Raw genomic sequence first — 24,414 nt, forward strand, 5'->3', positions numbered from 1 at the left:
ATTCGTGACTAGGGCTTTTTCGTTGTAAGCTTTACGTATTAATGATGATCAACGTGTTACGTTTATCATTTCTATACCAATAGCTAGTCAGCCTGAGAGCACACCTCATTTTGAACCGCACTCGGCGCCGGTTCATAGTGGCTCAATGTCATGCTAAATCGCCCTTCCCCCCCCGTCAGCGCTTTCAAACGACGCGAGTAATCCTGAAGTTCATTAATAGGAGACTTTGCTTGTAACCTTGTCGTGGTAAATCCTCCTTGTTCACTGCCTACGATGAGCCCTCGATTCCCAGAAAGATCCCCAGTCACATCCCCTACTGTAGACATCGGTATTTCAAGTGCTAAGTCAACAATCGGCTCTAAGACAATCGGCCCTGCCGCTCGCACCGCTTCCAAGAATGCTTTTTTTCCGGCAATAACAAAGGCTATTTCTTTTGAATCCACCGAATGGTGCTTACCTTCAAGTACGGTCACTTCAATATCTTTGATCGGATTACCAGAAATCGCGCCTTCCTCTAAAGCTTGGCGAACGCCTTTTTCAACAGCCGGAATTAACGAAGTCGGTATTGATCCACCCACCACTTTATTCACAAATGAGAACCCTGTGCCTCTCTCGAGTGGTCTCACCGATAAGTGCACTTCACCAAACTGCCCTGCGCCACCACTTTGTTTTTTATGTCGATATTGCGCCTGCGCCTCACGGGTAATGGTTTCAAAATACTCGACACTTGGTTGATGCGTATCGACTTTTAGCTTATAAACCGTCGCCATTTTTTCAAGGGCGATTGTCAAATGAAACTCACCTTGACCACTGAGTACTGTTTCGTTGGTTGCCGCTCGGTGCTCGAGCTTCAAAGATGGGTCTTCTGCCAAAATTTTGGTCAGTACGTCCGACAGTTTTTGTTCATCACCACGCTTTTTCGGAGTCAACGCTAAGCTATACATGGATTCTGGAAACTGTAGCGTTTTAAATGTGATGCCATCTTCGTCATGAGAGTCATGGATGAGTGAATCAAAAGCCAGCTCATCCACCTTCACCAACACACAAAGGTCCCCGGCTTTACAAGAAGCAATTTCATGGCGCTTTTTGCCTTGTAAATTATACAGGTGCCCGACTTTAAACGCTTTGCTGCTTTCCCCAACATACAATTGACTACCCGTGGTTATTTCACCTTGGAATACCCGGACGTAAGCAATTTTACCGAGGTAAGGGTCAACACTAATTTTATAAACATGCGCAACGGTATGATCGCGTTGGTCACAGTTAATGGCGACCTGCTTACCGTGTTTTTCAAGTAACGGAGGATTGCCTTCATCAGGCATAGGCATAATTTCTGCTAAAGTTTTTAACAATAATTCACAGCCAGCCCCCGTGTCGGATGACACAAAACACACCGGAATCACGTGCCCGGTTCGCAGCGCCTCTTCAAACGCATCATGTAATTGTTCAGCGCTTAATTCTGAGCCTTGCTCAAGGTACAGCTCCATCAATGACTCATCGACTTCAACTACCTGATCCACTAAAAGCTCATGGGATTCATCCACACTGCTAAACAAGGTTTTCTGCTCAATATTGGCGGCAAAGTAGCAGTCAACGACCTCGGCAGGCTTTTGTGAAGGAAGGTTTATCGGCAAGCATTGAGCACCAAAGCGTTGCTCTATTTCTTCGAGAAATGGCAACAAACGCTCTGGATGTGCGTCAATTTTATTAATCACTATCATTTGGCATTTCTTTTGCGCCTTGGCAAAAGCAAACAACTGTTCTGATACCTGATTAATAGAAGTACTGGCATCGAGCACCAATGCGGTCGCTTCTACTGCTGGAAAAACACTCAGTGTGCGTCCCAAGAGCTCGACTTGCCCCGGAGTATCGATAAGGTTGATGTGGTGACCATCCCAGTTTAATGAGATAGGAGTGGCTTCAACACTATGCTGATAGTGAATTGACTGATCGTCAAAATCGGTGATGGTATCACCGTCCTCAACATGACCAAGGTGATTGCTAGAGTGTGACTCAAAAAGTAAGCGTTCAATTAAGCTGGTTTTACCCGTTCCTGTTTGTCCAACAACGGCGATATTTCTGACTTCGTATTTTGACATTAGTGACTCCTTAAATGATTGAAAGCGTGGTCAAGCTCCGAGTCGGCGGTTTCCCGCCTGCTCGTCTTCCAAGTCATTTTTTGGATTCCTCTATTCAAAAAGTACCTCCTTGTCACCGGAGTAAACAGTGTGAACCTATAGCCTTACTTTTTATGTGACTAATTTCATGTCGACAGACATTGAGCCATTTTATTCACCGTTTCGTGATTAGGCACAAAAAAACGCCCTTAGATCATCTCCAAGGGCGTTCTGTACACAATTAAACGAATTTAAATTGAGATAACGTTAAATAATCGGTGTTTCCGTCGTCACTCCGTGGTTTTGTCCACGATGGCGCAATAGGTGATCCATTAACACAATAGCCAACATTGCTTCGGCGATAGGCACCGCTCGGATTCCCACACACGGATCATGGCGGCCTTTGGTAATCAACTGCGTCGCTTCGCCACTACGAGTAATCGTGTCGCCCGGCACAGTAATGCTCGACGTCGGTTTCAAGGCAATACTAGCAACAATATCTTGACCCGTTGAAATACCACCTAAAATACCACCAGCATGATTACTGCTAAAGCCTTGCGGCGTGAGTGGGTCACGGTGTTCACTGCCTTTTTGGCCGACAACATCAAAACCATCGCCAATCTCAACGCCTTTCACCGCATTAATACTCATGAGAGCGTGAGCAATATCGGCATCTAATCGGTCGAAAATAGGCTCACCTAAACCAACAGGAATGTTGGTTGCTACGACTTGCAGCTTCGCACCAATTGAGTCACCTTGCTTTAACAGCGCACGGATCAGTTGGTCAAAATCATCCACCTTATCGGCGTCTGGACAAAAGAACGCATTGTTCTCAATTTCGTTCCAGTCCACTTTATCAATGCTGATGTCGCCCATTTGTGACAAATACGCACGCACTTCAACACCAAATTCTTTCTTTAGATATTGCTTGGCAATCGCACCTGCGGCAACACGCATCGCCGTTTCACGTGCAGAAGAACGACCGCCACCACGATAATCACGTACGCCGTATTTCTGATGGTAAGTATAATCGGCATGACCTGGACGAAATTTATCTTTAATTTCTGAGTAATCTTTAGAGCGTTGGTCGGTATTTTCAATCAGTAACCCAATTGACGTCCCTGTAGTTTGGCCTTCAAACACACCAGACAGAATCTTAACTTCATCCGCTTCACGTCGTTGAGTGGTATAACGTGATGTGCCTGGACGACGGCGATCTAAATCAACCTGAAGGTCAGCTTCTGAAATTTCCAACCCTGGAGGGCATCCATCAACGATACAACCTAGCGCGATACCATGGCTCTCTCCGAATGTTGTCACTCGAAAGTGTTGTCCGATACTATTTCCTGCCATTACTTCCTCTGTTTTCTAGAACAAGCCCGCCTCAATACAATAGCTTGTTCTTCTGCCTGTCTGTTCTTCGTGATTTCATAGTGACGACAAAGCCAGACGTTGTAAACCCCCAAACAAAAAAACGCCGCAATATTCATCGCGGCGTTTTCTAATAAGGCTTGGTTACCATTCAGACTCGTTTAGTCTTTGTAAATAGCAAACTCATCAGCACAAGCAACTAATTGCTCACGAGTTATCATGAACACGCCATGACCACCGTTGGCAAACTCAATCCACGTAAACGGAATTTCAGGATACTGCTCCATCATGTGGACCATTGAGTTGCCCACTTCACACACCAAAATACCGTCATCTGTCAGATAATCTGGTGCATTACACAAGATGCGTCGCACAAGTTTTAGACCATCGCTGCCTGCCGCAAGCCCTAACTCAGGCTCATGCGTAAACTCTTCTGGTAAGGAGTTCATGTCTTCTTCGTCCACGTAAGGTGGATTGGTCACGATAAGGTTGTACTTATCTTTAGGCAAATCACGGAACAAATCCGAACGAATAGGGAAGACTTGTTGCTCAAGACCGTGGTCTTGAACGTTCTGCTCAGCCACTTCAAGTGCGTCAGATGAAATATCAATCGCATCCACTTCGGCATTTGGGAACGCATGCGCACAAGCAATAGCAATGCAGCCACTGCCCGTACACATATCCATAATACGCGCTGGCTCTTCTGTTAACCAAGGCTGGAACTGAGATTCAATTAACTCACCAATCGGTGAGCGTGGCACGAGTACGCGCTCATCCACAAAGAACTCGAGCCCACAGAACCAAGCTTTGTTAGTCAGGTAAGCCGTTGGCGTTCTATCGTTGATGCGTCGAATTACTCTTTCAACCACGCGCAAGCGCTCGCTACTAGTGAGCCTAGAGTTCAACACATGCGGCGGGACATCAATCGGCAAATAAAGCGTTGGTAAGATAAGCTGAACGGCTTCATCCCAAGCATTGTCTGTGCCGTGTCCGTAAAAAAGACCCGCGGCATTAAAACGGCTAACGGTCCAGCGTATCAAGTCTTGAAGTGAGTGAAGCTCAGAAACGGCTTCTTCCACAAAAATCTTATCCAAAATTGCCTCCAAAAAGCGCTACAATACTTCCCAATAACGAAGTTCAATGAGTGTTTCTAAAAAATGAGCCAAAAAGACACCGACGCGGATGACGATTTCGCCCTTTTTAGGGGTGAAGTACAGGGCGTAAAAAAGTTGCAACAGGATACCATAGTCCAGCAACCAAACCGAAATAAGAAACAGAAAGAAGCGAAAAGAACCATCAGAGAAGCTTCTGACGCTGAATTTTATTTCTCAGACGAGTTTGTTCCCCACCTAAGTGAAGAGGGACCAACACGTTACGCTCGGGATGATGTATCGACCTATGAAGTGAAGCGATTACGCCGCGGTGTGTACGTGCCTGATGTGTTTTTAGATATGCACGGTATGACGCAGCAAGAAGCTAAGCGTGAACTCGGTGCTATGATCGCACATTGCGTCAAAGAAAGCATACATTGTGCCTGTGTCATGCACGGCATTGGCAAACATATACTCAAGAAAAAAGCGCCACTTTGGCTCGCACAACACCCTGATGTCATGGCATTTCACCAAGCGCCACTTGAATTTGGTGGCGATGGTGCGTTGCTCGTGCTGCTTTCTATCCCTGAAAAGTAGGCACTGTTCTTAAGGGTGAAGGTGCCACAGCAACTCGCCCTGTCTTCTTTCTACATCATACTCGACGCACACCAATCCTGATGTTGGAAACATAGGCGCGTTCATGTCACCCACTAACTCCGCGGTTAAGTATCCCACTAAAGGCAAATGTGACACCAGCAAGATTGACTCCAGGGATTCAACATTGCTCAACGCACCAATGTATTCCGCCACATCCTCAGCTTGACCATAAGGTGTGATGTCGTCACACACTGTCACCTTTTTAGCAGTAAACACCTCACTGATCCTATTCCAAGTCTGCTGAGCCCTTAGATAAGGGCTCACCAACACATGATCAAAAGATGAAAAACCTTGCTGCTTACATGCTCGTGCAACAGAAAGAGAACACAGTTCGCCATGAGGCGTTAAGGCTCTCTCTTCATCGGTAGCAGCATAATGAACTGCTTCTCCGTGACGCATTATAAAAACTTTCATACGTATACCTGTTCAAATCAGTAAGCCCCTGTGGGTATTCAGGACTCTACAAGACGGTTACTCTAAAATAAAAAAATTAATTATATCAATTGGCTTGCTAAAGGCGTCGACTTTCTTAACAATTTAATAAGTAAAATAAAAATATTTGTAACTTTATTTTTGCTTGTCTCAAATTAGACGTCATAATTATTTTACTTACTCATTATATTACCAGCTCGATAATTAATATAGTGAGTAACAAAAATGAGCCGGGTCATAACTTAGTCACTAAAAGATAAAAATCACGTAATTCAGGCTATTATGATCAATGAGACAACGCTTTCGTTGCCAGCACTTGGTAAGGTCGTCCAAGTGAAACGCGTATATCTGGAGAAGATAAGTGCACCTAAGTCCAAACGATAACCGATCCTATCGCACCCTCACCTTGGGTAATGCGATGCAAGTTCTGCTTATTGAAGATAAGCAGGCTCAAAAGTCGGCGGTAGCGCTTGCCGTGAATGTGGGTCACTTCGATGATCCTAATGATCGCGAGGGTCTCGCCCATTATTTGGAGCATATGTTATTTCTAGGAACAGAAAAATACCCAAAAGTTGGTGAGTTTCAATCCTTTGTTAACCAGCATGGGGGCACGAACAATGCGTGGACAGGCACTGAGCACTCCTGTTTTTTCTTCGATATCTATCCCAATGCCTTCGAGCGTGGGCTTGACCGTTTTAGTCAATTTTTTTCTGCTCCGCTGTTCAATGAAGAAGCACTAGATAAAGAACGCCAAGCCGTTGATTCCGAATATAAACTGAAATTACATGATGATGGGCGACGCCTGTATCAAGTCCAAAAAGAAACCATTAATCCTGCGCATCCATTTGCGAAGTTTTCCGTGGGTAATCTCGATACCCTGAGCGACCGCAACGGACAGTCAATACGCGATGAAATTCTGCATTTCCACCAGCAGCAATACTCCGCCGATCTCATGACATTAGCCCTTATTGGTCCCCACCCGCTGGATGAATTACAGCAATGGGTCGAAAGTAAATTCAACACGATAAAAAACCAACACCGTCAAGATAAGCGAGTAGATATCCCGTTTATGACGGCGGAAGAAACGCAAAAGATCATTCGTGTTGAACCGATAAAAGAAATCCGTCGACTCATATTGGCATTCCCAATGCCAGCAACCAACCAATATTATCACAACAAACCCCTCTCCTACTTTGCCAACTTGCTTGGCCATGAAGGGGAGGGCAGCTTAATGTTGTATCTAAAAAACAAAGGCTGGATCACGTCCCTATCTGCGGGAGGGGGCGCTTCAGGGAGTAACTTTCGAGAGTTTTCTGTCAGCATGACCTTAACGCCGCAAGGCCTTGAGCATTCCGATGACATCATAGCGTCCGTCTTCCAGTTTATTGCGCTAATTAAGACGCAAGGCATGCAGGAGTGGCGTCACCTTGAAAAGCGCGCCGTGATGGAGTCTGCGTTCCAGTTTCAAGAACCCGCTAGGCCATTAGATCTTGTCAGTCACCTCGTCATGAACATGCAAAACTATCAGGTCGATGACATCATGTATGGTGACTACAAAATGGCGGATTATGATGAGTCCCTTCTTCGTGAGTGTGGCGACTACCTGACGGCTAGTAACCTCAAAGTCACCGTCGTTGCGAAAGAGCAGACCTTTGATAAGTCGGCAAAGTGGTACTTTACGCCCTACTCAGTGGCACCTTTTACCGATAAGCAGCAAGTCATGTTTGCTGGCGCTGAACGCGCAACGCCTGCCGAAGACTTACCCAACCTGCCGTTTTCTTTACCAAAGAAAAACCCTTTTATTATTTATGATCTAACCAGTTACCCAGCGGAATCTAATCACGAATTTCCGGTGTTACTAGAAGATCTCGATGGCTTTAGGTTATGGCACCTACAAGATCATGAGTTCAACGTACCAAAGGGCGTAGTATTTATTGCCATAGATAGTCCGCATTCTGTCAGCACGCCTAGAAACATTGTTAAGACTCGCTTATGTGTGGAAATGTTCTTAGATTCGCTGTCTGAAGAAACCTATGAAGCGGAAGTCGCAGGTTTGAATTACGATATGTACGCACACCAAGGGGGCGTCACATTATCCATTTCTGGCTTCAGTAAGAAACAGCCACAGCTGTTGAATATGATTTTGCAGCGCTTTGCCAGCCGTGAATTTAACCAAGCCCGCTATGAAAGCATCAAAGCTCAGTTATTGCGCAGCTGGAACAACGCATCCAAAGATCGCCCTATCTCGCAACTGTTCAATCAAATGAGTGGCATACTGCAACCGAATAATCCACCCTACCCAGTGTTAATAGAAGCACTAGAAACCATTGATGTCGATGAACTTCCCGCCTTCGTGCAATCTATTTTGTCAGAGCTTCACATCGATATGTTTGTTTACGGCGATTGGCAGCGACAAGGTGCCATTGATATCGCCACGACACTCAAAGATGCGCTTCGTCTTGCTAACCAAAAATACGAAGAAAGTCTGCGTCCATTGGTCATGCTTGGCAAAAATGGCAGCTTCCAACGTGAAATGTTCTGTGATCAAGAAGACTCTGCGATTGTGGTTTATCACCAATGTGATGATGTTTCCCCTCGCAGCATCGCCTTGTACACGCTGGCGAATCACTTGATGTCTGCGACGTTTTTCCACGAGATCAGAACCAAGCAGCAACTTGGCTATATGGTGGGCACTGGTAACATGCCGCTCAATCGTCATCCAGGTATTGTGTTGTATGTGCAATCACCCAAAGCCGCGCCGAGCGAGCTTATTCGCTCTATTGATGAATTTCTAAATGCCTTTTACATGGTGTTATTCGAACTCGATGACTACCAATGGCACAGCAGTAAGAAAGGGCTTTGGAATCAAATTTCCACGCCAGACACGACGCTTCGCGGGCGGGCTCAACGTCTTTGGGTCGCCATAGGCAATAAAGATACCGAATTTAATCAACGAGAAAAGGTATTGGAGGAGTTAAAGACGCTGACACGAGCCGACATGATTCGCTTTGTTGTCAATGAACTCAAACCGAGAACCGCCAATCGCTTAATCATGCACAGCTTAGGTAAAGCCCACATGGACGCACCACGCCTCAATGTCGGCTTAGAAATTGGTTCTATTGACGAATTCCAACTCAGACCAAAAGATACCGATTTAGGATAACTGTCCAAGCACTAAAATAACCCAAGCTCTAAAATAACAAGCTACACGTTAACAATAACAAAGCCATCATTATTGATGGCTTTGTTTAGTGGCAGCAACAGATGCTCTTAATAGAAAGTTTCGTTCAAACCCGCACGAGTTAACAAGCCATCACAAGGCGCAAATCGATCGCCATGCTTCTGAGCATGGTCATTCATCATCTCAACCACCTTAGTGATACCCAGTGCATCCATATAGCGGAACGGACCACCAAGGAAAGGTGGGAAACCGATACCGAAAATCGCACCAATGTCACCGTCTCTCGGGCTTTCAATAATGCCTTCATCCAAGCACCGCACCGCTTCATTCAGCATCGGTAGCACACAGCGCATGGCAATTTCATTCTCTGACAATTTCGCCTCTGGTTTTAATCCTAAGACACTGTAAACCGACGTATCCACTGACTTTTTCTTGCCCTTGTAAGTATAAAAGCCTTTACCTGATTTTCTGCCTTTACGACCATCGTTTAAGAGTTGGTCAAACACATCTGGACCTTGGAATCTTTGACCCAGTTCTGCCACCAAGATCGGCATAATCTTAGCGCCGATATCGACACCCACCTCATCCAGTAACGTAATCGGCCCGACCGGGAAACCAAAGTTAAGTAGGGCGTTATCTAAAACTTCAATTGGTTCGTTCGCAAGCAAGACATTGGCAGACTCATTCATATAAGGTGCCAAGATACGGTTCACATAGAAGCCCGCTTGGTCTTTCACCACAATCGGTGTTTTACCTTGCTTCTTAGCGAAGCTCACTGCGGTGGCTACCGCCTCATCAGAGGTCGTCTCATGAGGGATCACTTCCACTAGTGGCATTTTGTCAGCTGGACTAAAATAATGTAAGCCCACCACATTTTCTGGTCTAGCCGCTTGTTCTGCGATTTGTCTGATAGGTAACGAAGACGTATTCGTAGCGAAAATGGTGTCTGGTCGTGCATGCGTTTCAACATCTTTGACCATCTGCTGTTTCAGCGCTAAATCTTCAAATACCGCTTCCACCACAATGTCGGCTTTATCAAAACCAGTGAAGTCCGTTCCGCCTGCCATTTGTAGCATTTGCGACTGTAATTCAGCCTTAGAAATAATGCGGCGCTTACGTTTTTTCTCCAACAACTTGTAGTTGTAATTCAGGGCATTGAGTATCCCTTCATTGGCCACATCCTTAATTCGTACGGACGCTTTTGCCTTACTAACCGAAACATGGGTAATGCCCGCGCCCATCAAACCACCACCAAGTACCACCGCTCGCGTTACCGATTTTGGTATTGCATCACGACCACGTTCTTTTTTCATTTCTGTCGTAGCAAAGAAAATAGACCGTAACGCATTCGATTCTGAGGTCATGACAAGTTCACCAAAGCGTTTCGCTTCGTACTCTAGCCCTTTCTCCATGCCTTTTTCTAAGCCAAATTTAATCACGTCTAAAATGGCGTCGGCGGCAGGGTAATTGCCGCGTGTTTTGGCGTGCGTTTTCTTTGTGGCTTGATCAAAGATGACCTTGCGACCAAGTCCGGTACCCGCCATTACCACTTCTTTGTTCGACAGCTTTTTCGCTTTACGCTTTTTGCCTTTCTCTAATAACTGTTTTGCCACGTCCAATAAAATGGTTTCTGGCACCATGGCGTCGACGACGCCCAGTTTCTTGGCTTTTTTGGCTCGTAACTGCTTTCCGGTCAAAATAAGGTCGAGCGAAGGAAGTAATCCAATTAACCTTGGTAAGCGTTGCGTACCACCCGAGCCGGGCAATAAGCCTAACTGCACTTCTGGTAAACCAAGCTTAGTGATTGGCGCATCCGTACACACGCGATAGTCACACGCTAATGCCAGCTCCAATCCTCCGCCTAAACAAGGCCCGTGAATCGCCGCAACCACAGGAAATGGCATTGCCGCTAATTGCCCAAACATCTCTTGCCCTTTCGCAGCCAAGCTCTGAGCTTCTTCCGCTGAAGTGCAGGCGGCCAGCATACGAACATCCGCGCCGGCGACAAAATTATCCGGCTTTAATGAATGCAGAATGAGTCCTTTTAGCGTGGATTTTTTCTCTTCTAACTGCACAAACACATCGGCCATCTCATCAGCAAATGCCGCTTGCAGTGTGTTCATTTTTTCGTTAGGAACATCAATGCTCAGCCAGGCTACATTTTGTTCGTCTATCGTTAGTTGAAATGCTTTTTGATCACTCATTATTCCACCTCCAAAATCATCGCTGCACCAAGACCACCCGCTGCACATGCCGTATTCAACGCCAATCCGCCGCCTCTTCGCTGTAGCTCATTTAAGGTCTGAGTAATCATTCTTGCCCCCGTTGCTGCAAACGGGTGACCATAGGCGATCGAACCGCCTAATACATTAAACTTATCCATGTCAATGTCACCAATCGCTTGACCACGGCCTAACTTTTCCTTGGCAAACTTCTCACTGGCAAACATCTTCACATTTGATAGCGCTTGCGCAGCAAACGCCTCATGCATGTCTATTAGTGTTAAGTCAGACAACTTGATTCCGGCTCTATCTAGCGCCATCGGTGTGGCATAAGACGGCCCCATCAACATGTCTTGTTGCACTCCTATCGCAGAAAACGCGTAAGAGCGAATGTAACCTTTAATTTCGAGGCCGAGCTCTTTGGCACGCCCTTCGCGCATCATCATGATCGCCGCTGCACCATCCGTTAACGGAGTGCTGTTTGCCGCCGTCACCGTGCCGTATTGTCGGTCAAAAGCCGGACGCAGTTTGGCGTAGCCCTCAAGCGTCGAATCATGGCGAATGTTATTGTCTTCATCTAAATATTTTCTATACGGCTCAGGAAACGCCGTCATGACTTCGTCACGCACCTTGCCTTCTTTCCATGCTTGAGACGCTAAAGAATGCGAGCGATGCGCTAATTCATCTTGCTCTAGGCGAGAGATACCATGAGATTTCGCCATTTGTTCAGCGGTTTGCCCCATCGAGATCCCGGTTGAATACTCGGCGACCGCTGGCGGAACTGGCATTAGATCCTTGAAAGACAACTTTTTGAGAATACTGAGCTTTTGCCCCACCGTCTTGGTTTTACTAAGTGCAAGTAAGTTTGCCGCCAGGGTTTTCGACACTCCAATAGGCAAAACGGAAGATGAGTCTGCACCTCCAGCAATCCCCACATCGATGGTGCCAGACATAATGCTTTCACATACATTGGCCGCTGCTTGGAAGCTGGTCGCACAAGCGCGAGTGACACTATAAGCGTCGGTGTGGATATCCATCCCGGTACCTAATACGATCTCACGAGCGATATTCGGTGCTTCTGGCATCTGCACCACTTGACCAAACACCACTTGCTGCACCAATTTGGGGTCGATATCCGTTCTCGCCATCATTTCAGCGACCACCATCTTGCCGAGATCGACAGCTGGAACCTGACCAAATTCTGTGCTTTGTTTTGCGAAGGGAGTACGAAGCCCTGCAACAATCGCGATTCTTTCGCCATTGCGAGTCGTAAGGTCGAGCTTCCTCACATCCTGATTGCTCATAGTTTATCCTTTCAATAAGAGGTCTGACCACACCATTGTAACGAAGATGTTAAGAATTTAAAACATTCGTTTAATAAAACTTCAAGTCTTTATTGTATTACGTGATATGGTCGACCAAAATTGAATATGAAAATTCAAACACTTGAGTAAAAATAACGACGTGTTCGAGCAACAAGACATAGGATGACAAAAGTAACGGTTGAAAACGGTTAAAGAAGTGGATAACAGTAAGTAAACATCGCGTGGTAAAAAACAAGCAAAAAAAAACCACACAATAGTTGTGTGGTCGGAATGTATAAAGCAATTAACTTACGCCAATTGAAAATAATCAGTTTCCTGATTAGGAGAAAGTAAAGTCAGCCTTCAAAAGGAAGTGTCATCTTGCTCAACATGTCGGTTTCGAAAAACCAACGAGATGACAAGAGCTAATATAACGGCTTCACCATTCGAAAGTTTGCAGTAGATCAATTTTGAGTGGATTTACTGGCTTTATGTAACAAAAAATTCCAATCACAGAGCAAAAACGGGGGCTCCTGTGTCAGTGATAAAAAAAATTCGAAATAAATTTTCGAATAGTCCGGTCAACTTGAATATGGACAAACAAAGAAAATACGAAGCACTTGTACGTGCCTATCATCGTGATCTATTCCGCTATGCTTATTGGCTTTGCAAAGACAAAAGCATTGCTGAAGATTTGGTTCAAGAAACCTGTCTTCGAGCTTGGAAGTCATTAGATAGTCTTCAGGACGAAAAAGCCGCTAAATCGTGGCTTATCACCATATTGAGACGAGAAAACGCCAGGCGCTTTGAGCGTAAGCAATTTGATTTAGTTGATATTGATGATTTCGGTAATGAAGCAAAGGTCAGCGACGATCCGCATCACCAGCAAGAATGGCTTCAGGCACAGATTATGAAACTCGATGTTGAGTACCGAGAGCCTCTCTTTCTGCAGGTCGTTGGTGGCTTTAGTGGCGAAGAGATTGGCGATATACTCGACTTAAACAAAAATACCGTCATGACCCGACTGTTTAGAGCCCGCAATCAGCTCAAAGATATGATGGAGTCTAGCGCATCACCAAGGGGGCAACAAAATGGATGAATTAGAATTCCGTCGTCGCATTATGTCCGAACCGAAGGCAAGAGATCCTGAGTTGTTAAAAGCGATGCAGGACAATGACGCCAACGCCAAGTTTATGGACGATATTTTTTCGATGGATGCGCGTATTGAACAGGCGATGAAAGTCGATGTCCCCGATGACCTAGCAGACAAGATATTGTTCAATCAGTCCAGCAGCAACGTTGTGAAGGTGAACTTTGGTAAGCGAGCACTATCTCTAGCGGCATCCATTGCCTTTGCGTTTGGGTTATTGGTGGGTCAAGTTAATTGGGGAAGCGTCGCGGTGTCCACAGCGCATGCGTCACTCTCTGAAACCGCTGTTCAGCATGTGCATGATGAAATGGGCTTTATCGACCCTTTGGATGAAAAAGTATCAGAAGCGCAGATCAATGCAAAATTACTGCCTTTTGCCTACCAAATTGGCCAACAATTCCCTTATCACGTCTACTACCTAAACCACTGTGGCTTTGGTGATGCCAATGCGATGCACATGGTGTTTCAGGGCGAGAAAGGCAAAGTGACGCTTTTCGTTACCAAGATCCCCACAGAGCAGGCAAAGCTCTTCCAAAAAGATGGCATGTCGGGGCTGGTCGAGCCAATGGGTGACGCGAGCTTCATTTTAGTCGGCGAAAAAGGGGAAGACTTCACTAAAATCGGTGAAAACCTGAAAAATATACTGAACCCTGCAGCATAATTCAGAAAATAAACCTCTACCCTCACATAACAAGCCTTATTTAACAGTAAGGCTTGTTTTGCGAGTGAATTCCCACGAAATCATGTAATTTTCTAGAGTACAAACTCTAAATATAAGCATTTTCGATGCATTTCATGTCAGATACACATCATTTATATACTTTTTAGCCATTTTTCCTTACTGGTCTGATTTCTATTACCTATACTAGCGATTAGGATCAGCCCCAAAATTGAGTATTAACTCAATTCAATAACGCCCATAGAGGCGATTACATAAAGGATGTATATAAATGACAACTTCGCGTCTGTATAAAAAACGCTCTTAGCAGTGGCCGTGTCATCGCTCACGCTTGCTTCACACCAAGTGGCAGCTGCTGGCTTCCAACTAAACGCTCAATCTGCAACCGGTCTAGGCCGTGCTTTTGCTGGTGATGCGGTTATCGCGGATAACGCATCAGTTATGGCTCGTAATGCGGCAGCAATGACTCTATTTGATTCGCATCAATTTTCTGGTGGTGTGAATGTTATTGCTTCTAGTATTGATATTAAGGATATAGGTGGTGCAGGATCTGCTGGTATACAAGAGCAAAATGCAAACAACAGCGCAACTTCAATAGTCCCTAATATTTATTACATCCATCGCCTAAATGATAAATGGGCTGTTGGTGCTGGTATTTACTCTAACTTTGGTACAACTAACAACTTTGATGATTCATTTGGTAACAATAATTTTGCCAAAGTCTATGGTGGTACCACTGAAATCACTAGTATTAATTACACCCTAAATGCAGCATATCGAATCAATGAACAATGGAGCATTGGTGGCGGTCTTGATATTGTTCAAGGCTCAGGAAAATTAAAGCGAGAAACATCGCCAAATACACCTGGAACTGATATTCCTGTTCCGGGTGTTGGTCTCGTACCGTCTGACCCAATTGGTCAGCAAGCTGTCGTTGATATCGATGCTTCTGGTGTTGGGGTAGGCTTTAACTTAGGTACTGTGTTCGAGCTAGATGAAAACAACCGCTTTGGCCTTGCATACCACTATAGTCCAACCGTCGAAGCAAAAGGTGACGTTAAGTTTGGTCCAAATATTTCAATTGGCGGCACGCCAGCAGTTAGTCAAAATTCTTATGATAGCATTGACTTAAATCTCCCTAGTATGCTTGAGTTTAGTGGCTATCACAAAATCGCTCAAAGTAAGTTTGCAGTCCACTATAGCTTGCAATGGATTGGTTGGAGTGTATTTGACAAGGTAGCGACGAATACTGGTCAAACCATCAAAGATTATGAGTGGAAAGATGGATATCACGCAGCTCTTGGTGGCACTTACTACCTTAGTAACGAGTGGACTCTGCGCGCAGGCTACATGTACGATACGGCGGCTCAAGACAAGTTAACGTCAATTTCAGTTCCTGATTCGGATCGTCAGTGGTTCTCGTTTGGTGCTGGTTATCACTTCAAGAAACATCACACTGTCGACCTGGGTGTAACTTATTTAATGGGTAAAGACGTCTCAGTTACTGAATCAAACCCTCTAGCGCCTGACTTGACAGCAACAACTCATGCGAATGCCTGGTTAGCCGGTATCCAATACAGCTACAGCTTCTAATTAGCTACCTAAGTTAACCATTCAACGTTAACAAGCTAGTAACAGAGAGGGTCGGTCATTCCGACCCTTTTTTACATCTATATACTGCGTCCTCGCCTGTATTAACAACCCTTCCAGCCCTAATTCTCATCACAACTGGTCCTACCTTAGGTTCACATTATCTTACAAGTGTACGCTGAGATTTTGAAACAAGCCCTTAACAACCAGAATATTCACCATGACTATGTAATATTTACGACATATAACTTCAAAAAGCGTATTTTTACGATAAATGTGTTTTAAAGCATTTACTCTAAAAATACAATCGCCGCTCAAAATAGAAAACATTGAGCGAACAATAATGACAATATCAGCACGTACTCCCCTTTCCATGGCAGTGGTTCTAGGTTTACTTTCTTCAACTCAAGTTTCCGCTGCTGGCTTCCAGCTTGCAGAATACTCGGGCACAGGCTTAGGCCGCGCATACGCTGGCGAAGCGGCTATGGCCGACAACGCCAGTGCACAATGGCGTAACCCAGCCATGTTGACGTACCTAGAAGGCACTCAGATTTCAGGTGGCGTGTTGTATGTTGAGCCGAATATTGATGTAAAAGGAACATCTTCAATCGCTGGCTATACTGAATCCAATGATATTGCTAACAGCGCTCCAGTTCCTAACTTATATATATCGCACCAGCTAAACGATAAATACACCTTAGGTCTTGCCCTAGGATCGAATTATGGTATGGAAACCGATCTAGGGCGTGATTTTAAAGCTTCCCAATATGGTAACGAAGCTAAAATAATGACCGTCGAAGCCGTAGCAAGCTTAGCTTACAAGCTCAATGATCAATTTAGCTTCGGTGGTGGGGTCCGGTTCGTGACTGGTGAAGGTAAGATTGGCGCAACTGTACCTTTCGATACCACTATTCCAGTCGCTCCTAACGTCAATATCCCTGTTTCGAAAGGGGATTACCTAAAGTATGTAGAAGGCACTGATTCGTCATGGGGCTATGTACTTGGTGCAGCATGGCAAATAAACGATCACAACCGTCTTGGTTTTGCATACAAATCTGAAGTAATGATGGATTTTGAAGGACATGGTGAAGGTATTGGGTTTGGGTTTGCTGGTAAGAAAGACGGAAAGTTAAGTGTTGCATTACCAGCGACTGCAGAAGTTTCAACTTATCACCAAATCACTTCACAATGGGCATTACATTCGAGTATAAACTGGACTCAATGGAGTAGCTTTGAAGAACTTAAAGTTAAATTTAATGACGGAACTAATAGCCATATAAAACAAGAGAACTGGAAAGATAGTTATCGTTTCGCCGTTGGTACAACGTATGCGTTAAATCAAAAACTAACACTTCGTGGTGGCATCGCTTACGATATGTCGGCTGTTGGTGATAAATACCGTACCACCACCATCCCAGAAACCGACCGTACATGGCTAAGTGCCGGTGCGAGCTACGCTTTCAGCAAACAATTCACACTTGATGGAGGTCTTACCTATATCATGGCTCGAACAGCTTCAATAACAGAGCCTCGTGACCATTCAGATGATCAAGCAGCTCAGTTTGGGAACTTCACAGGCGAAATCTCCGGAGATGTTTGGATCGCAGGTATCCAAGCAAACTACCGCTTCTAGTCTCCATCTCAATCATAAAACGCCACTCTACGAGTGGCGTTTTTTAATGCATCAACCGATAGATCGATGTTGAGGATCGTGCGCTGCGCTACTCGAAATCATCTAAGTAGTCATCGATATACGCTTCTTGCTCTTCATCAACCTCTTCGTCGGCCACTTCAGCATTATAGTCCTGACGCTGAATATAAATATCACGCGTCAAAGCATAAGGATCTGGCGATTGCTCCAGCGTGGCTTCTTGTGATACCAACAGCGCACGCTTCTCCATCCCTTCCAATGCCCACTTACCAAAGCTCGCCCAGAAATTTAGATACGAGATAGGCGGATAAAAACCATCAACCGTATCTGCAAACGAGCGTACTGTCGTTGGTCCATAACCTGGCACCATAATGTAAGGACCATGGCCCACACCATAGTGACCAATGGCATCGCCAAACTCTTTTTTGTTGCGCTTTTCAATTCCAGCCGCGGACGCGATATCAATAAAGCCCAGTAAACCTAAGGTACTGTTAATCCAAAAACGATTAAAGTGATCAAGCGCTTTGCCCCCATTCCCCATTACCGCATTGTTAACGGCGCTGAAAGGTTCATCTAAATTGGCGAGAAAATTTCGTACGCCAAGACGAACGGGATCGGGGGTGTAGTTCACATAGGCTAGCGATACGGGGCGTACAAAGTAAGGGTCGAGATAATCGTAGTTGATATCCCACATAATACGGTTAAACCCTTCTATAGGGTCATAGACGTCGGAATCCGCCTCGGGTTCACTGAGTACTTCACCGGAGTCCGAATCTTGGTCGGCTACCGCTATTACTTCAGGCGAGTCGATAGTTTCAGGCTGAGCAGTAACACTGCTCTCTGATGGTGGGGTGTTCTGTATTGACGTTTCTTCAGCGTTGACGGATTGCTCCGCTTCACTGGGTGCTGAACTGCATCCCGCTAGAAATACGCTAGAAACAAAAACGGCAAAAAGTGTCACCTTTTTGCCGGTTAATGCTGATTGCATAACCTCTTCCATAAGACGTTGCAACCTGAGCTATTTTGTTTTTTTATTCTATAACCATATGATTTATAGAAGAACTGCTCTAGATTGCCACTGTTACCACTTTGAATGAGTATACATCCTAGTATACGAGCATTCTAGGTTTAGTGACAACCAAGATGCAATTTCATAACAATCACGGCACAAATTTCGACGCTTATTCCGTAGTAATGAAACAAGACCGCCATTGTTTATTGCTGCTGCAACTTATCAGTACTGCTGGTTAATATTCACTTCAATCGTGTCACCCAGCTTACCGGGTTGGCTTTCACCATACCAATCGCCTTCACGGGTCGACACATTACCGTCACTATCAATACGAGCGCGTATCATCAAGCCATCAAGGTCAGATAACTTACGCCCTTCCATCATGCTGTCTTTATCATCTAATACAACGGTTCGAGGGAAGGTGCCAACAGGGTATCTCGCCGCAGCCACTGGCATTGGTGCGCCGTCAGCCGTATGAGCAGAAACAATCAAAAATGAGGTCGGATTTGCCGCCATTTCTGGTGAAACCGTAATACTCACGGCAACAGCATTATCACTAATCTGACCCATTTTTTTACTCGTTTCACCGAGGCGAGCTTCTGCACTCTCGATGCTTCGCGTTAACATTTCGTAGCGACTGTCATCTGGGCCAATTAGGCGCTGCATAATGCCCCAGTATCTCGCTGCGCCAGCAAAGTCTTCACGTTCAAACGCATCAAACGCTAACAAAGAAAACACGCGCAAATCAACATAATCTTCTTTAATCAGGCCGGTAAGTAAACCGCGAGCTCGGTTTTGATCCATCTCGTCTGGAGACATCATCAATGCTTGCGCAAAACCAAGTTGTACGTCGGTGTTGCTTGGCTCTAATCGATAGGCATTTTCCATCGCATCAGTCGCCGTCGTGACATCACGATTGGCCAATGCGATACGACCGAGTAACAACCAACCTGTCGAATCGTCCGGCTGATAATGAAGACGAGTACGAAGGGCAAGAGTCAGATCCTGCATTTCGTCTTCTGTCATTGGTTCAGCCGAACCCGCCATGAGCTTTTTCGATAGTTCAGGCAAATTAGCAGAGACTTCCTGCCAATTTTTCACTTTGTCCGTCGCACCAAAAGTAACGTACATACCATAGCTCAAACCCACAATCAAAATTGCTGACGGAATGAACACGGCCATAGGAGACACATGACTTTGCGCCTGTTTCTCCTGCTTTGGAATGTCATCAAGCAACGACTGCTTTAGGTCAGAAACCAAATCTTGTTGGTTCTCAACCAAGCCTTCATCATCCTCGATCGCCAATTCGGACAAACGGTCTTTATATAAGGCTTTGTTCAAGTCGTCACGCAACTGCGCGTCAATATTGGCCTTCTTGCTTCGCAAGGGAATTGCCAACATTAAGCAAGCAACAACGACCAATGCGACAGTCGATATCCAAAATAATGTCATTATTGCTTATCCTCAGTCTTTTTTTCGTCCAGCAAAGCGTTGAGTTCCGCTTCCTTTTCTTCGCTCCACTGCGCTGCAGGTTGCTCAACCTTCGCTTTGGTTTTTCTACTTCTTAGAAAAATCATACCAAAACCAATTAACACCACAGACAAAGGTCCTGCCCATAAAATAGCCGTACCTAGTGTAAATGGCGGGTTGTAAGTAACGAAATTACCGTAACGAGCAATCATGTAATCCACTATCTCTGACTTTGACTTGCCTTCTTTTGTCATCTCATACACTTTTTGGCGCAAGTCCTGCGCCAATTCGGCGTTGGAGTCGCCAATCGTGTTGTTCTGACACTTTGGACAACGCAGCGTATTGCTCAGCTCTTTGAACTGTAGCTCTTGCTCCATTGAATCAAATTCATGAATTTCAATCGTTGCGTGAACCGAAAAAGCTAAGATCAACGCAGACATGCCAGCGATTAACCACTTTTTCATTGTTTCGCCTCCTCAAGCATCTCTTGATACATCGGTTGAAGTTTTTCACTCCAGTTACGCGCGTTCACATCACCGACATGACGATAACGAATCACGCCATCAGCATCAATAAGGAAGGTTTCCGGAGCGCCGTAAACCCCTAGGTCTAAACCGAGCATTCCGTCTCCATCAAACAAGCTAATTAAGTATGGGTTACCCAGCTCGTCTAGCCATTGCACCGCTTTATTGCGCTGATCTTTATAGTTCAGACCAATAATCTTAACGCCATCAGCCGCAAGTTCATTGAGATATTGATGCTCTGCATAACAAGTTGGACACCATGTCGCCCACACGTTAAGAAGCAGTGGCTCGCCTTTAAAGATGGACTGATCGTAGAGTTTGCCTGGCTCAACTAGGTCTTCCAAACGAAACTCTGGTACTTGTTTACCTAGTAATACCGACTCAAGCTTCGTTGGATCATCACCTGCCGAGTTGCGGCCCAATTGAACCGCAAAAACCGTCACTAGAATCAAGAAGAACACTAAAGGAATAAACAGAATCTTCTTATTCATTACGCCGCCTCCTCTTGCGAACCTGGCTTACGGAAGCGGTAACGCTTGTCACTGATGGCTAAGATGCCACCAATCGACATGAATATCGCACCCAGCCAAATCCAACGAACAAACGGTTTATGGTAAATACGGATCGCCCAAGAACGACCATCATCTAGCTGCTCACCCATGGCAATATAGAGGTCACGAGTAACGCCGCGATCAATGGCGGCTTCCGTCATCATCGATTTAGCCGTACGATAGAAGCGCTTTTCAGCATGCAGTGTATTGACGTAGTTACCATCTTTGGTAATTTCAAAATCAGCAATATAGCCATCGTAGTTAGGGCCGTCGTGGTCACGTAAGCCTTTGAAGTAGAAATCGTAATCATTGATTTGGTAATGCTCACCCGGCGCCAGACGTACATCACGCTCAACACTGTAGTTTTGCACCATAGCAATACCGATCACCGTCACCGCAAGACCTAAGTGACCCATGATCATCGCCCAGTGGCTGCGAGGCAGTTTCTTCACCCCTTCAACAAAGCTGTGACGGTGCGTCGCACGCTGGTGAAGCTCAAAGCCATGCATGGTAATGATCCACATCGCCATGACCCAACCTAAGAACGCAAGACCGGTGAAGAACTCAGCCAGTAATACCACCATCAAGGCCGAGAACGCCAAGGAGATCACACCCGAGATGATCATAGGTTTAACCAGCTTAGACAAGTTGTCACGCTTCCAGCGAACCAAAGGGCCAATACCGAGCAAGAACGCAAACGGTACCATCAACCAAGTGAACAACATGTTGAAGAATGGCGCGCCAATCGACACGGAACCCAAACCGATTTGTTTATGAACCAGTGGTAGCAGTGTACCAATAAGAACGACCACTAACGCAGCAATCAATAAGATATTATTACCGAGTAAAGCGTTTTCACGAGAGACAAGATCAAAGTTACCACGAACACGCACCGATGCGCCTTTCAACGCGAACAGCAATAAGGAGCCGCCGATAACAAAGACTAGGAAGCCTAAAATGAACATGCCTCGTGATGGATCGGAAGCAAAGGCATGCACCGAAACCAAAATACCAGAACGCACTAAGAAGGTTCCGAGCAGACTCAATGAGAATGCTGAAATCGCGAGTAATACTGTCCAAGCTTTAAATGTGCCGCGTTTTTCTGTTACCGCTAATGAGTGCATTAACGCGGTACCCGCCAACCAAGGCATGAATGACGCATTCTCTACTGGATCCCAGAACCACCAGCCACCCCAGCCAAGTTCATAGTAAGCCCACCATGAACCTAGAGCGATACCCAATGTTAGAAATACCCACGCGGCGGTTGTCCAAGGGCGAGACCATCTTGCCCATGCCGTATCCAAACGACCAGTCATTAACGACGCAATCGCGAATGAAAACGCAACCGAGAAACCCACATAACCCATATAGAGCATTGGCGGATGGATAATCAAACCGGGATCTTGCAGTAATGGGTTTAAGTCACGACCATCCACTGGGAAGAAAGGTAAAGTACGCAAGAAAGGATTCGAGGTAACGATAATAAACAGCAAGAAACCGACAGTAATCATACCCATCACGGCTAACACGCGAGCAACCGACTCTTGCGGCATACCACGGCTAAACGTCGCAACCGCCACTGTCCAACCAGCTTGGATCAATACCCAAAGCAGCAGTGAGCCCTCATGAGCACCCCATACCGCCGTTAACCGGTAATACCAAGGCAACATGGTATTAGAGTTACTGGCCACATAGGTGAGCGTAAAGTCGTTACTGTAAAACGCCCATAATAAAATGGCGAAAGACATGAGTAGCATTAAGAACATCCCCCAAGACAGCGGTCTTGCGGTGTTCATCAGCATAGTGCTGTTTCTTGAGGCGCCGATTAGCGGCAAGATACTGAGCAGAACCGAAAGGCTCAGCGACAGTATCAGGGCAAAATGCCCAATTTCAGCAATCATTGACCGCTTCCTTGTTTTTGTTCAGAAGAGTATTCCAGTGGCGCGTGGGTCTTTTTCATCGCTTCTGCAACTTCAGGTGGCATGTATTCTTCATCATGCTTTGCCAGTACCTCAAACGCTTCGATGGTCGTCGCATCCACAAGAACACCTTGCGCGACAATGCCCTGACCCTCTCGGAACAGATCAGGCAAAATACCATCATAGACGACCGTCACTTTCGGACCCACATCAGCAAGATCAAAACTCACGCGGAGTGATTCATTATCACGCCTAACCGATCCTTCCACGACCATTCCACCAATGCGTAGTCGCTGACCCACTTCTGGCTTGGAGCCGTCTGGTTTGCCATTAACAAGCTCTGTTGGGGTATAGAACAGATCCATATTCTGGTTTAACGCATAAAGAATGAGTCCCACGGTAGCACTGATACCAATAAAAATAGCCAAGATGATGCCAAGCCTTTTCTTGCGCCTAGGGGTCATAGTGTATTCTCCATATTCTTCGCCGCGTCAATACGCGATTGTCGATCTACTTTGGCTTGCACCTCTTTAAGAAGCGTCTTGCCACGAGACAAACTGGTTAAAAGCAAAATAATAAGTGATAGAAAAGTAATGCCGAATGCGCTCCAAACGTAGCCTGCATATCCGCCCATCGCGAAAAAGTCGCCGATTGAATCAAAATGCATGGTGTTAACCTCTTGATTTAAGCTGATGGTTGGCAAGTGCGATCACCCACGGGCGGTGACCTTCTTTGCTGATAATTTCATTTCGAAGTCGAATTAGCGTCAAGGTGCCAAAAAAGAACGCAAAGCCCAAAATGTTCAATAATAATGGCCATAGCATGTCACTTGAAATCGACGGTTTGGCAAATTTAGTAATGGACGCCCCTTGATGAAGGGTGTTCCACCATTCAACAGAGAAGTGAATAATTGGCAAGTTCACCACGCCAACAATCGCTAAGATACCCGCCGCTTTCGCCGCTGTTTTCTGATCATCGAAAGCGTGATAAAGCGCGATAACACCAAGGTAAAGGAAAAGTAGAATAAGCTCTGACGTAAGACGCGCATCCCATACCCACCATGCACCCCACATGGGTTTACCCCATACGGCTCCTGTCAGAAGTGCAATAAAGGTAAATACCGCACCAATCGGAGCCATCGCGAGTGCTGCCATGCTGGACAGTTTCACTTGCCAAACCAAACCAATAAAGGCGGCAATTGCCATTGACATGTAGACACCCATCGACCAAATTGCCGACGGCACATGGATATAGATAATCCTAAAACTGTCGCCTTGTTGGTAGTCCGAAGGTGCAAACGCGAGCCCCCAAACCGTACCAACTGATAAGCACACCAACGCGAGTGTGGCAAACCACGGTAATAAACGACCACATAATTGATAGGTGGTTTCAGATTTGGCATAAGGATGAAGCCATTTCCACATATTGTTTCTCACTCTTTAAAACGACATTACCGACATCACTTCTACGTGGCGACGCCTGTGTGATAGTTA

At 45.6% G+C, this 24,414-nt stretch carries 20 protein-coding genes; 6 read left to right on the forward strand and 14 right to left on the reverse strand.

Going from position 1 to position 24,414, the window contains the following annotated elements:
• Nucleotides 1–83 precede the first annotated feature (83 nt).
• The 3 genes from fusA to prmB all read right to left on the reverse strand — a co-directional run bounded on the left by fusA (nt 84) and on the right by prmB (nt 4,582).
• On the reverse strand, nt 84–2,099 hold the full coding sequence (gene fusA / locus MD535_RS16530; RefSeq protein ID WP_265676135.1) for an elongation factor G: 2,016 nt from the start codon (nt 2,097–2,099) through the stop codon (nt 84–86).
• Nucleotides 2,100–2,384: 285 nt separating this feature from the next.
• On the reverse strand, nt 2,385–3,470 hold the full coding sequence (gene aroC / locus MD535_RS16535) for a chorismate synthase (RefSeq protein ID WP_265676136.1): 1,086 nt from the start codon (nt 3,468–3,470) through the stop codon (nt 2,385–2,387).
• Nucleotides 3,471–3,649: 179 nt separating this feature from the next.
• Nucleotides 3,650–4,582 carry a 50S ribosomal protein L3 N(5)-glutamine methyltransferase gene (gene prmB, locus MD535_RS16540; protein WP_265676137.1) on the reverse strand — a complete coding sequence of 311 codons (933 nt, stop codon included), beginning with the start codon at nt 4,580–4,582 and terminating at the stop codon, nt 3,650–3,652.
• A gap of 63 nt (nt 4,583–4,645) precedes the next feature.
• Here prmB and smrB point away from each other — a divergent pair, with 63 nt between their 5' ends.
• Nucleotides 4,646–5,176 (forward strand): endonuclease SmrB, encoded by a 531-nt coding sequence (gene smrB / locus MD535_RS16545; protein WP_265676138.1) that lies wholly within the window; start codon nt 4,646–4,648, stop codon nt 5,174–5,176.
• Between the two features lie 9 nt (nt 5,177–5,185).
• Here the strand turns inward: smrB and sixA are convergent, their stop codons facing one another.
• Nucleotides 5,186–5,650 (reverse strand): phosphohistidine phosphatase SixA, encoded by a 465-nt coding sequence (gene sixA / locus MD535_RS16550; RefSeq protein WP_265676139.1) that lies wholly within the window; start codon nt 5,648–5,650, stop codon nt 5,186–5,188.
• A gap of 379 nt (nt 5,651–6,029) precedes the next feature.
• On the opposite strand from sixA, the gene MD535_RS16555 reads away from it, so the two are divergent.
• Nucleotides 6,030–8,831, forward strand: coding sequence for an insulinase family protein (locus MD535_RS16555; RefSeq protein ID WP_265676140.1), 2,802 nt, complete (start codon nt 6,030–6,032; stop codon nt 8,829–8,831).
• A 107-nt stretch (nt 8,832–8,938) separates the two neighbouring features.
• Here MD535_RS16555 and fadJ read toward each other — a convergent pair whose 3' ends face one another.
• Together fadJ and fadI are read right to left on the reverse strand one after the other, a co-directional pair.
• The gene (gene fadJ, locus MD535_RS16560; RefSeq protein WP_265676141.1) at nt 8,939–11,053 is read right to left on the reverse strand and encodes a fatty acid oxidation complex subunit alpha FadJ; all 2,115 of its coding nucleotides are present in this window, start codon (nt 11,051–11,053) and stop codon (nt 8,939–8,941) included.
• Nucleotides 11,053–12,375 carry an acetyl-CoA C-acyltransferase FadI gene (fadI, locus tag MD535_RS16565; RefSeq protein ID WP_265676142.1) on the reverse strand — a complete coding sequence of 441 codons (1,323 nt, stop codon included), beginning with the start codon at nt 12,373–12,375 and terminating at the stop codon, nt 11,053–11,055. Before fadI ends, fadJ begins: the two co-directional genes overlap by 1 nt.
• A 592-nt stretch (nt 12,376–12,967) precedes the next feature.
• Between fadI and MD535_RS16570 the strand changes: the two genes are divergently transcribed.
• From MD535_RS16570 to MD535_RS16585, 4 genes are all read left to right on the forward strand, one after another.
• Complete coding sequence (locus tag MD535_RS16570) at nt 12,968–13,474, forward strand: sigma-70 family RNA polymerase sigma factor (RefSeq protein WP_265676143.1); 507 nt, start codon at nt 12,968–12,970, stop codon at nt 13,472–13,474.
• Nucleotides 13,467–14,186: a DUF3379 domain-containing protein gene (locus MD535_RS16575; RefSeq protein ID WP_265676144.1), complete on the forward strand. Its 720-nt coding sequence runs from the start codon at nt 13,467–13,469 to the stop codon at nt 14,184–14,186. Before MD535_RS16570 ends, MD535_RS16575 begins: the two co-directional genes overlap by 8 nt.
• 333 nt (nt 14,187–14,519) lie before the next feature.
• Nucleotides 14,520–15,797 (forward strand): outer membrane protein transport protein, encoded by a 1,278-nt coding sequence (locus MD535_RS16580; RefSeq protein WP_265676145.1) that lies wholly within the window; start codon nt 14,520–14,522, stop codon nt 15,795–15,797.
• A 340-nt stretch (nt 15,798–16,137) separates the two neighbouring features.
• Nucleotides 16,138–17,427, forward strand: coding sequence for an outer membrane protein transport protein (locus MD535_RS16585; RefSeq protein WP_265676146.1), 1,290 nt, complete (start codon nt 16,138–16,140; stop codon nt 17,425–17,427).
• An 88-nt stretch (nt 17,428–17,515) separates the two neighbouring features.
• Here the strand turns inward: MD535_RS16585 and MD535_RS16590 are convergent, their stop codons facing one another.
• The 8 genes from MD535_RS16590 to MD535_RS16625 form a co-directional block, all read right to left on the reverse strand.
• Entirely contained in the window at nt 17,516–18,433 is a 918-nt protein-coding gene (locus MD535_RS16590; protein ID WP_265676147.1) for an MlaA family lipoprotein, read from the reverse strand.
• Nucleotides 18,434–18,679: 246 nt separating this feature from the next.
• Entirely contained in the window at nt 18,680–19,909 is a 1,230-nt protein-coding gene (gene ccmI / locus MD535_RS16595; RefSeq protein WP_265676148.1) for a c-type cytochrome biogenesis protein CcmI, read from the reverse strand.
• Complete coding sequence (locus MD535_RS16600; RefSeq protein WP_265676149.1) at nt 19,909–20,391, reverse strand: cytochrome c-type biogenesis protein; 483 nt, start codon at nt 20,389–20,391, stop codon at nt 19,909–19,911. Before MD535_RS16600 ends, ccmI begins: the two co-directional genes overlap by 1 nt.
• Entirely contained in the window at nt 20,388–20,942 is a 555-nt protein-coding gene (locus MD535_RS16605; protein ID WP_265676150.1) for a DsbE family thiol:disulfide interchange protein, read from the reverse strand. The genes MD535_RS16600 and MD535_RS16605 overlap by 4 nt, the downstream gene beginning before the upstream one ends.
• Nucleotides 20,942–22,903: a heme lyase CcmF/NrfE family subunit gene (locus MD535_RS16610; protein ID WP_265676151.1), complete on the reverse strand. Its 1,962-nt coding sequence runs from the start codon at nt 22,901–22,903 to the stop codon at nt 20,942–20,944. The genes MD535_RS16605 and MD535_RS16610 overlap by 1 nt, the downstream gene beginning before the upstream one ends.
• Nucleotides 22,900–23,385, reverse strand: a complete 486-nt coding sequence (ccmE, locus tag MD535_RS16615; RefSeq protein WP_265676152.1) for a cytochrome c maturation protein CcmE — start codon at nt 23,383–23,385, stop codon at nt 22,900–22,902. Before ccmE ends, MD535_RS16610 begins: the two co-directional genes overlap by 4 nt.
• A complete protein-coding gene (gene ccmD, locus MD535_RS16620; RefSeq protein ID WP_250616872.1) occupies nt 23,382–23,588 on the reverse strand; it encodes a heme exporter protein CcmD in 207 nt (68 codons plus the stop codon). The genes ccmE and ccmD overlap by 4 nt, the downstream gene beginning before the upstream one ends.
• Nucleotides 23,589–23,592: 4 nt before the next feature.
• On the reverse strand, nt 23,593–24,345 hold the full coding sequence (locus MD535_RS16625; protein ID WP_265676153.1) for a heme ABC transporter permease: 753 nt from the start codon (nt 24,343–24,345) through the stop codon (nt 23,593–23,595).
• Nucleotides 24,346–24,414 lie beyond the last annotated feature (69 nt).

Source organism: Vibrio qingdaonensis (genome assembly GCF_026191675.1).
GTDB lineage: Bacteria > Pseudomonadota > Gammaproteobacteria > Enterobacterales > Vibrionaceae > Vibrio > Vibrio qingdaonensis.